Origin of the sequence: Pseudomonas sp. Je.1.5.c (assembly GCF_051129895.1) — a bacterium.
GTDB classification, from domain to species: Bacteria; Pseudomonadota; Gammaproteobacteria; order Pseudomonadales; family Pseudomonadaceae; genus Aquipseudomonas; species Aquipseudomonas urmiensis.
In genome coordinates, this window is the sequence record NZ_JBCPSP010000080.1 from 1 (window position 1) to 8,510 (window position 8,510).

10 protein-coding genes and 1 pseudogene are annotated in these 8,510 nt (G+C 63.2%); 6 read left to right on the forward strand and 5 right to left on the reverse strand.

The features are described 5' to 3' along the window. Positions 1 to 59: 59 nt before the first annotated feature. Both gluQRS and dksA read right to left on the reverse strand, forming a co-directional pair. Positions 60 to 947 carry a tRNA glutamyl-Q(34) synthetase GluQRS gene (gluQRS, locus tag AAZU54_RS26910; RefSeq protein WP_434727876.1) on the reverse strand — a complete coding sequence of 296 codons (888 nt, stop codon included), beginning with the start codon at positions 945 to 947 and terminating at the stop codon, positions 60 to 62. Positions 948 to 1,010: 63 nt separating this feature from the next. Beyond that, positions 1,011 to 1,457 carry an RNA polymerase-binding protein DksA gene (gene dksA, locus AAZU54_RS26915; protein ID WP_186556472.1) on the reverse strand — a complete coding sequence of 149 codons (447 nt, stop codon included), beginning with the start codon at positions 1,455 to 1,457 and terminating at the stop codon, positions 1,011 to 1,013. Between the two features lie 212 nt (positions 1,458 to 1,669). Here dksA and AAZU54_RS26920 point away from each other — a divergent pair, with 212 nt between their 5' ends. Continuing rightward, positions 1,670 to 2,842: a pyridoxal phosphate-dependent aminotransferase gene (locus AAZU54_RS26920; protein ID WP_186556471.1), complete on the forward strand. Its 1,173-nt coding sequence runs from the start codon at positions 1,670 to 1,672 to the stop codon at positions 2,840 to 2,842. Next, positions 2,842 to 3,555, forward strand: coding sequence for a DNA/RNA nuclease SfsA (gene sfsA / locus AAZU54_RS26925; RefSeq protein ID WP_312154611.1), 714 nt, complete (start codon positions 2,842 to 2,844; stop codon positions 3,553 to 3,555). Before AAZU54_RS26920 ends, sfsA begins: the two co-directional genes overlap by 1 nt. Here the strand turns inward: sfsA and AAZU54_RS26930 are convergent. Further along, complete coding sequence (locus tag AAZU54_RS26930) at positions 3,545 to 3,862, reverse strand: Rieske (2Fe-2S) protein (RefSeq protein WP_186556469.1); 318 nt, start codon at positions 3,860 to 3,862, stop codon at positions 3,545 to 3,547. The genes sfsA and AAZU54_RS26930 overlap by 11 nt on opposite strands. A gap of 163 nt (positions 3,863 to 4,025) precedes the next feature. Here AAZU54_RS26930 and AAZU54_RS26935 point away from each other — a divergent pair, with 163 nt between their 5' ends. The 4 genes from AAZU54_RS26935 to AAZU54_RS26950 are packed head-to-tail and all read left to right on the forward strand — an operon-like array spanning position 4,026 to position 7,620. Continuing rightward, positions 4,026 to 4,910 (forward strand): heme/hemin ABC transporter substrate-binding protein, encoded by an 885-nt coding sequence (locus tag AAZU54_RS26935; protein WP_186556468.1) that lies wholly within the window; start codon positions 4,026 to 4,028, stop codon positions 4,908 to 4,910. A gap of 50 nt (positions 4,911 to 4,960) precedes the next feature. Then, a complete protein-coding gene (locus AAZU54_RS26940) occupies positions 4,961 to 5,944 on the forward strand; it encodes a FecCD family ABC transporter permease (protein WP_186556534.1) in 984 nt (327 codons plus the stop codon). Then, complete coding sequence (locus AAZU54_RS26945) at positions 5,944 to 6,711, forward strand: heme ABC transporter ATP-binding protein (protein WP_434727877.1); 768 nt, start codon at positions 5,944 to 5,946, stop codon at positions 6,709 to 6,711. Before AAZU54_RS26940 ends, AAZU54_RS26945 begins: the two co-directional genes overlap by 1 nt. A 12-nt stretch (positions 6,712 to 6,723) precedes the next feature. Beyond that, positions 6,724 to 7,620, forward strand: a complete 897-nt coding sequence (locus tag AAZU54_RS26950) for a ChaN family lipoprotein (RefSeq protein WP_312152131.1) — start codon at positions 6,724 to 6,726, stop codon at positions 7,618 to 7,620. Positions 7,621 to 7,916: 296 nt separating this feature from the next. Here the strand turns inward: AAZU54_RS26950 and AAZU54_RS26955 are convergent, their stop codons facing one another. After that, on the reverse strand, positions 7,917 to 8,189 hold the full coding sequence (locus AAZU54_RS26955) for a TfoX/Sxy family protein (protein ID WP_186556465.1): 273 nt from the start codon (positions 8,187 to 8,189) through the stop codon (positions 7,917 to 7,919). 212 nt (positions 8,190 to 8,401) lie between these two features. Further along, positions 8,402 to 8,510 (reverse strand): annotated as a pseudogene (locus AAZU54_RS26960) (IS110 family transposase); the annotation flags it as partial.

Here is an 8,510-nt window from a genome sequence, read left to right on the forward strand (position 1 = left end):
TATCTCAACTGGGCGCAGGCGTGGGAGCGGGCTTGCCCCGCGATAGAGCCGGCACAGGCTCAGCGCAGATCAGCCTCTGGCACGGTCATTCGAGAGGCGATGGCGTCAGGCCTCCACTGCTGTCGCGCCACTGCCAGCACTTCGCCAGGGCTGGCACCCTCCAGCGCCGGATCAGTCGCTTGTCCCAGCGCCCGCAACGCCCGTAGCAGCAACGGCGTGGCCTGCTCAGGCGCCAGCGGCGGCGAGCGATACGACTTGCCCAATTTGTGCCCATCCGGCTGGATGATCAGCGGGATATGCAAGTAGCGCGGCTGGGAGAATCCCAGCAGCTCTTGCAGATACAGCTGGCGCGGGGTGTTGTCGAGCAAGTCAGCCCCACGCACGATGTCGGTCACACCTTGCCAGGCATCGTCCAGCACCACCGCCAATTGGTAGGCATACAGCCCATCGCGACGCTGGATGATGAAATCGCCCACTTCGCGGCCCAGATGCTGGGCGAACTCGCCTTGCACCCGGTCACTAAAGCGGTAGGTCAGCTCTGGCACCCGCAGGCGAATCGCCGCGCCTTCGCGAGCATGGCCGGCATTGCGGCAAGTGCCTGGATAAATACCGTTGCTCCCCTCCAGCTGCTTGCGCGAGCAGGTACAGGCATAGGCCAGGCCCTGGCGGAACAGGCGTTCGACGACCTCGGCGTACGCATCATGGCGCTGGCTTTGGAACACCACCTCGCCATCCCACTCCAGGCCATAACCTTCCAGGGTGTGCAAGATGGCATCGCGTGCACCGGGCATCTCGCGCGGTGGGTCGGTGTCTTCCATGCGTAGCAGCCAACGTCCACCGACAGCCCGGGCATCCAGCCAGGAGGCGAGGGCGGCAACCAGTGAGCCGAAGTGCAGAAAACCGCTGGGAGTGGGAGCAAAGCGCCCGACGTAGGGTGATGGGGTCATGGGTTAACAGTATCTATAAATGAAACGGGGCGCATTGAGCGCCCCGTTCGGTGGAAATCAGGATCAGCCCTTGCCGACCGTTTTTTCCTTTTGCTCGGCAACTTCTTTACAGTCGAAGCAAAGATCGGCAGTAGGGCGAGCTTCAAGACGACGCAGGCCAATCTCGATGCCGCAGCTCTCGCACCAGCCGTACTCTTTGTCCTGAATCAGTTGCAGGGTCTTGTCGATCTTCTTGATCAGCTTGCGCTCGCGGTCACGTGCGCGCAGTTCAAGGGCAAACTCTTCCTCTTGCGTGGCACGGTCTGCCGGGTCGGCGAAGTTGGCCGCCTCTTCTTTCATATGGTCAACGGTCTTGTCGACGCCGACCATCAGCTCCTGCTTCCAAGCGTTCAGGATATTGATGAAGTGCTTGCGCATGGGTTCACCCATGTACTCCTCACCCTTGGTCTCCTGATAGGGCTCGACCCCATAAAGATTTTGCCTGGCTTTTTGCTTTTCTTGGGTGGACATGAATAGACCGCCTCTCACTCATCTGATCCAATGCGCAGGATGCTCCATCTCCGGCGACCGCCGGCCCTGCGACTGCGAGCCGCCGAACTTACCAGATAGATCGGGGGTGCGCTAGCCCGGCCGATCCTACGTGTTGACAGCGGCATGAGCCGCCCGTTCAGTGGCGTACAACGGTTGAACAACTAGTTTAGACCCAATTGAGAGAAGGCCCCATGGCTCAGCCCTACAGCGCGCGCAGCCGCGCCATCGAACCCTTTCATGTCATGGCACTGCTGGCGCGGGCCAACGAATTGCAGGCGGCGGGCCGGGATGTGATCCACCTGGAGATCGGTGAGCCGGACTTCACCACCGCCGCGCCGATCATCGCGGCCGGCCAGGCCGCCCTGGCCGATGGGCATACCCGCTACACCGCCGCGCGTGGCCTGCCGGCGCTGCGTGAGGCGATTGCAGGCTTCTATGCGCAGCGCTACACGCTGTCGATCGACCCCGAGCGTATCCTCATCACCCCAGGGGGTTCCGGGGCGCTGTTGCTGGCCAGCAGCCTGCTGGTCGATCCGGGCAAGCACTGGCTGCTGGCCGACCCGGGCTACCCGTGCAACCGACACTTCCTGCGCTTGGTCGAAGGCGGCGCGCAGCTGGTGCCGGTGGGCCCTGAGGTCAATTACCAGCTCACCGCCGACCTGGTCGAGCGTCATTGGGACAAAGACACGGTAGGCGCGCTGGTCGCGTCACCGGCCAACCCGACCGGTACCGTTCTGGATCGCGAGGCCTTGGCCAGCCTGTCCCAGGCTACTCGCGAGCGGCATGGCCACCTGGTGGTGGACGAGATCTACCACGGCCTGACCTACGGCATGGACGCACCCAGCGTGCTGGAAGTGGACGACGAAGCGTTCGTTTTGAATAGTTTTTCCAAGTATTTCGGCATGACCGGCTGGCGCCTCGGTTGGCTGGTTGCGCCGCCCAACGCGGTCGGCGATCTTGAGAAACTGGCGCAGAATCTGTACATCAGTGCTCCAAGCATGGCCCAGCATGCCGCGCTGGCCTGCTTCCAGCCCGACACCCTGGCGATTCTTGAAGAGCGCCGCGGCGAATTCGCCAAGCGCCGCGACTACCTGCTGCCCGCGCTGCGCGAACTGGGCTTTGGCATCGCCGTCGAGCCGCAGGGTGCTTTCTATCTGTACGCCGACATCAGCGCGTTCGGTGGCGATGCGTTCGCCTTCTGCCGGCACTTCCTGGAAACCGAGTACCTGGCCTTCACCCCAGGCCTGGATTTTGGTCGCCATCAGGCGGGGCATCACGTGCGCTTTGCCTACACCCAGAGCCTGCCGCGTCTGGAACAGGCTGTTGAGCGTCTCGCCCGTGGTCTACGGAGCTGGCAAGGCTGATGGCATTCTTCCCATTGCTCGAACAGGGGCGGCTGCTGCGCCGCTATAAACGTTTTCTGGCTGACATCGAGCTGGCCAATGGCGAACAACTGACCATCCACTGCCCTAATACCGGCTCCATGCTCAATTGCATGCGTGAAGGCGGACAGGTCTGGTTCAGCCGCTCCAATGACCCCAAGCGCAAGCTGCCGGGCACCTGGGAGATCAGTGAGACGCCGCAGGGGCGGTTGGCCTGCATCAATACTGGCCGGGCCAATGCGCTGGTCGAAGAGGCCTTGCGCGCCGGGGTCATCAGCGAACTGGCCGGCTTTACTGCACTCAAGCGCGAAGTAGCCTACGGCGAGGAGGGCAGTCGGGTCGATTTTCGCCTGGAGTTCGCCAGCGGCCCGGCCTATGTCGAGGTCAAGAGCGTCACTCTCGGCTACCCGGACACGCCGGTAGCGGCCTTCCCGGATGCGGTCACCCAGCGCGGTGCCAAGCACCTGCGTGAACTCGCGGCCTTGGCCCGCCAGGGCGTTCGGGCCGTGCAGCTGTATTGCGTCAACCTCACCGGAGTCGAAGCGGTGCGCCCAGCCGAGGAGATCGATGCGGCCTATGCCAGCGCCCTGCGCGCAGCCGTGGCCGATGGCGTCGAAGTGCTGGCCTATGGCACACGGCTGGATGCCTCACAGATCGTCATCGACCGGCCGCTGCCAGTGCTGCTCAATCCTTGAACCAGATGCCCTGGCTGTCTTCCAGGCAGTCCAGGGCCTGCAACTGCTCACCCTCGCAGGGACCGGCCACGCATTCGCCGGTCTCGATCAGAAACAGTGCGCCGTGATGAGCGCAATGAATCAGGCTGGCGCTGTCATCGAGAAAGCTATCGGCTTGCCAGTTGAGCGCGATGCCTTTGTGCGGGCAGCGATTGCGGTAGGCAAACACCTGGCCCTGGCGGCGCACGGCAAACAGCGCCACGCCCGCTACGCTGAACGCGCGGCTGTGGCCTTCACCAAGGTGCTCGGAAGCGCAGAGAAAATGCATTGCAGGTACAGGCTCGTACAGTAAAGGAATGGAACAAACGGATGGCTTGACGCCTCAATGCGAATAATTATCAAATTGCCCGCATGCTGCGTGCGCTGTCTATGGTGCGCAGTTCCGCTGTTCGCCACAAGGCGCGCGGCTTGTCTTCTGCAAAGGAACTCCGATGATGCGCCGTCCTGCTGCCCTGATCGCCCTGTGCGCCGGTCTTGTTCTCTCCACCCAGGCTCTGGCCGCCGAGCTGCCGCAACGTTGGGTGAGTGCCGGTGGCGCCCTGAGCGAATGGATCAGCGCCCTGGGCGGCGAGCAGCGCCTGGTTGGCGTCGACACCACCAGCCAGCACCCAGAGTCGCTCAAGGCTTTGCCCAGCATCGGTTACCAGCGTCAGCTGTCTGCCGAGGGCATTCTCAGCCTGCGCCCCGATGTGCTGGTAGGTACCGAGGAAATGGGCCCGCCGCCGGTGCTGGCACAGATCCGCAACGCCGGTGTGCGAGTTGAGCTGTTCTCCAGCAAAGCCGAACTGGGCGCAGTGGAGCAAAACCTCACGCATTTGGGCAGCCTGCTCGGCGCTGAACGGCAAGCCCGCGAACTGGCCGCAGGTTACCGCCAGCAACTCGATGATCTGCAGGCCAAGGTCAAGCAGGCCCAGGCCAGCCAGAAAGCGCCGGGGGTGCTGCTGTTGGTTGGCCACGCCGGCTCCAAGCCAATGATTGCCGGCCACGGCACCTCGGGGGACTGGCTGCTGCGTCAGGCGGGGGCACGCAATCTGGCCGATCATCAGGGCTACAAGAACTTCTCGGTGGAAGCCCTGGCCGCCCTGGATCCGGATGTGGTGGTGTTCTCTGACCGTAGCTTGAGTGGCGAGCAGGCCCTGCAAGCATTGGTCAAAGAGAACCCAGCGCTGGCGGCCTCGCGCGCTATCCGCGAAAAGCGCCTGGTTTCTCTGGATCCGACCTTGTTGGTTGGCGGCCTGGGCCCACGCCTGCCGGCTACCCTGCATGAATTGGCTGCTGCCTTCTATCCGGCGGCCCAGGCCAGCCTGGCCCAATGAAGCGGCGAGTTCAGCCGCGCACGCTATTCATTGGCCTGAGTGGGCTGTGTTTGCTGGCAGTTTGGCTGTCGCTGGCGCTGGGGCCGGTCAGTCTGCCGCTAATCGATACCTTGCGTGCCGGGCTGCGCCTGCTGGGGTTGCCGGTAGCAGGCGATGGCCTGGAACAGGCCGAGCTGATCCTGGGGCAGATTCGTCTGCCGCGAACCTTGCTTGGGCTGGCCGTTGGCGCTGTGCTGGCGCTGTCAGGAGTGGCCATGCAGGGACTGTTTCGTAATCCACTGGCAGACCCGGGCTTGGTCGGTGTGGCCAGTGGTGCGGCACTGGGCGCGGCGATCGCGATTGTCGGCGGCAGCTGGTTGGGCGGCATCCCTGAATGGTTCGCGCCTTATTTGCTGTCGGTCTGTGCCTTCGTCGGTGGCTTGGGGGTGACGGCGCTGGTCTATCGCCTGGGCCGACGTGACGGCCAGACCAACGTCGCCACCATGCTTCTGGCAGGTATCGCCTTGACGGCGTTGGCGGGCTCAGCGGTCGGCTTGTTCACTTACCTGGCCGATGACGCCACCCTGCGCACCTTGACCTTCTGGAACTTGGGTAGCCTCAATGGCGCCAGTTACCAGCGGCTGTGGCCGTTGATCCTGGTCACCGTCGCGGTGGCCGTCTGGCTGCCACGCCGCGCCCAGGCGCTCAATGCGCTGTTGCTGGGCGAGTCAGAAGCCCGCCACCTGGGCGTCGAGGTGGAGTCGCTCAAGCGTGAGCTGGTGTTCTGCACCGCACTGGGTGTCGGCGCTGCCGTGGCTGCCGCTGGCCTGATCGGCTTCATCGGCCTGGTGGTGCCGCACCTGGTACGCCTGGTGGCCGGGCCTGATCATCGTGTGCTGCTGCCGGCGTCGTTGCTGGCGGGCGGAGCGTTGCTGCTGTTCGCAGACCTGGTGGCGCGCTTGGCGCTGGCGCCGGCCGAGTTGCCGATCGGTATCGTCACCGCCTTCATCGGTGCACCGTTTTTCTTGCTGTTACTGATCAAGGGGCGCAACTGATGCTCGAAGTCGAAGGCCTGCATCTGCGCCGTGGCAGCACTGAGGTGTTGCACGATATCCAACTGAAGCTGCAGCCGGGGGAGATCCTCGGTGTGCTGGGCCCCAATGGCGCGGGTAAGAGCAGCCTGCTGGGGGCCTTATGTGGCGAACTGACACCGAGCCAGGGCCAGGTGCGTCTGCTTGGTCGGCAACTGATTGACTGGAGCGGGCAAGCGCGCGCGCGGCAGTTGGCGGTGTTGCCGCAAGTGTCCAGCCTCGGCTTTGCCTTCCGGGTCGAGGAAGTGGTCGGCATGGGGCGCTTGCCGCATGCCAGCGGCCGACAACGAGACCAGCAGATCATCGAGGCTGCGTTGCGTGCCGCCGATGCCTGGCACTTGCTCGAGCGCAGCTATCTGGCGTTGTCCGGTGGTGAGCGCCAGCGCGTACACCTGGCGCGGGTGTTGGCGCAGCTGTGGCCGGGCGAAGCGGGCGCTACGCTGCTGTTGGACGAGCCAACCTCGATGCTCGATCCCTTGCACCAGCACACCACGCTGCAATCGGTGCGCAGTTTTGCCGATCGGGGGGCGGCGGTGATGGTCATCCTGCATGACCTGAACTTGGCGGCGCGCTACTGTGACCAGATATTGCTGCTGGAACAGGGGCGCTGCCATGCGCTTGATTCTCCCCGCAAGGTCTTGACCCCTGAAGCGCTCAAGGCGGTGTTCGGCATTGATGTGCTGGTGCAGGATCACCCGGAGCGCGGCCATCCGTTGATCATCACCCGTTAGGAGAACTGCTCGATGCGCCATCGCTTGCTGTTGTCGATCTGTGTGGCCTTGGCCTTGAGCGGCTGTCAGGCACGCCAGGCCAGCTTGCCGGCGTTGCCCGCCTGGCAGGGTAGTGAAGGGCGCGACCCTGCGCAGTTGGGGCAGATCCGCGACCTTGCCAGCGGCCAGCTGATCAGCCCCCAGCAACTGCTTGAGCAATTGGTCGATGCACCGCGCGTGCTAGTGGGTGAGAAGCACGACAACCCCGATCAGCATGCCTTGCAGCTGTGGCTGCTGCGCGCCCTGGCCAGTCAGCGGGGGCAGGGCAGCCTGTTATTGGAGATGCTCCAACCTGAGCAACAGCCGCGGGTGGATGCCTTGGCTGCAGGCGGGCAACTGCCGGCAGACCTGCCCAAGGCGCTGGCCTGGCAGGACGGCTGGGATTGGCAGTGGTATGGGCCGATCGTGCGCGAGGCGTTCGAGCTGCAAATACCGTTGCTGGCCGCCAACCTTTCCAGCAGTGAGATGCGTCAGGCTTATCGGCAGCCTGTCTCGCTGCAGGGCGAGCGCTCCAATGCGCCTGCGGTCAAGGCTTCACTGTTGGCGCAGGTGCGTGATGGGCATTGCGGCTTGCTGCCCGAAAGTCAGCTGCCGGCGATGCTCGCGGTGCAGCAACAGCGTGATCGGCGCATGGCCGAGCGGATGATGGCTGCGCCTGAGCCGGCGTTGTTGTTTGCCGGTAGTTATCACGTGCGCAAGGATCTGGGTGTGCCGCTGCATTTGGCTGACCTTGGGGCCCAGGGGCAGACCAAGGTGGTGCTACTGGCCGAGGTGGGGGAGCGGGTTGAGTCGGGGATGGCTGATTACGTCTGGTTCACCGCTGCGGTGCCTGAGCAGGACTATTGTGCGCAGATGCGTAAGGCGCATTGAGCATCCATTGGCCTCATCGCGGGGCAAGCCCGCTCCCACGCAAACGACAGGCTTAGACTTAAGTAAGCTGCCTGGGAGCGGGCTTGCCCCGCGATGATCCCAGCTCTGCCAGGTCCTGAAGTCCAGGCAAAAAAAGACCCGGCAAAAAGCCGGGTCAATAACCGTGATTAGCCTGATGAGGAGATAATCTGAGAGTCCGAACCAGGGGCTTTCAGGTTACCCAACCAGTCTCGCGACCAGTTGTGATAATCATAACGATTCTCATTCCTGCGTCAATCCCATTCCCCAACTTATTTCTACTTTTTTTGCGTGGCGTTCTTCGCGTCCAATTGCTGGTTGAGCGCTTGCTTGCGTTCGGCAGGCAAATCGTTCCAGTGCATGTCCAGCAGGGCGCCTTCGATTGCGTACAACAACACCTTGGATGCACGAAAACCTCGGGTTCTTACCGCCTGGTATGCGCCCACCGCGCCCAGGCGACGCAAGTCCGACGCACTGTGGATGCCGGCTGCGTGCAACCACTGGGCGGAGGTCTTGCCGAGGTTCTTCAGGTGCTGCAATTCATCGTTCATCGAGCCTCCTTGCGATGGCTGAACGGGTCGTATGAATAAATCGCGAGCAGGTCAGACAGGAGTGTAGCGGGGCTTGGCGGATACGCGGCGTTTTGCCATCGGAGCCGACGGGATGCCGTAGATCGTGGCAGCAGGCTCGGCCGCATCGCGGGGCAAGCCCGCTCCCACGCAGTTTGAGTCTAAGCCTGTTGTTTGCGTGGGAGATTCTATGGTTATGGGCAAGCCAATTTCATAGCTCTGGTGATGTATTCGCCCTGATTTTTCATCAGGGCGAAAGCCACGCGGGCAAGCTTTCGAGCCAAGATGACCAAGGCTTGGGTT

Coding starts and splice junctions, on each gene's coding strand:
- AAZU54_RS26930 (WP_186556469.1), bottom strand. CDS start 3,862: ATGCATTTTCTCTGCGCTTCCGAGCACCTTGGTGAAGGCCACAGCCGC.
- sfsA (WP_312154611.1), top strand. CDS start 2,842: ATGGCATTCTTCCCATTGCTCGAACAGGGGCGGCTGCTGCGCCGCTAT.
- AAZU54_RS26950 (WP_312152131.1), top strand. CDS start 6,724: ATGCGCCATCGCTTGCTGTTGTCGATCTGTGTGGCCTTGGCCTTGAGC.
- AAZU54_RS26945 (WP_434727877.1), top strand. CDS start 5,944: ATGCTCGAAGTCGAAGGCCTGCATCTGCGCCGTGGCAGCACTGAGGTG.
- AAZU54_RS26920 (WP_186556471.1), top strand. CDS start 1,670: ATGGCTCAGCCCTACAGCGCGCGCAGCCGCGCCATCGAACCCTTTCAT.
- AAZU54_RS26955 (WP_186556465.1), bottom strand. CDS start 8,189: ATGAACGATGAATTGCAGCACCTGAAGAACCTCGGCAAGACCTCCGCC.
- dksA (WP_186556472.1), bottom strand. CDS start 1,457: ATGTCCACCCAAGAAAAGCAAAAAGCCAGGCAAAATCTTTATGGGGTC.
- AAZU54_RS26935 (WP_186556468.1), top strand. CDS start 4,026: ATGATGCGCCGTCCTGCTGCCCTGATCGCCCTGTGCGCCGGTCTTGTT.
- gluQRS (WP_434727876.1), bottom strand. CDS start 947: ATGACCCCATCACCCTACGTCGGGCGCTTTGCTCCCACTCCCAGCGGT.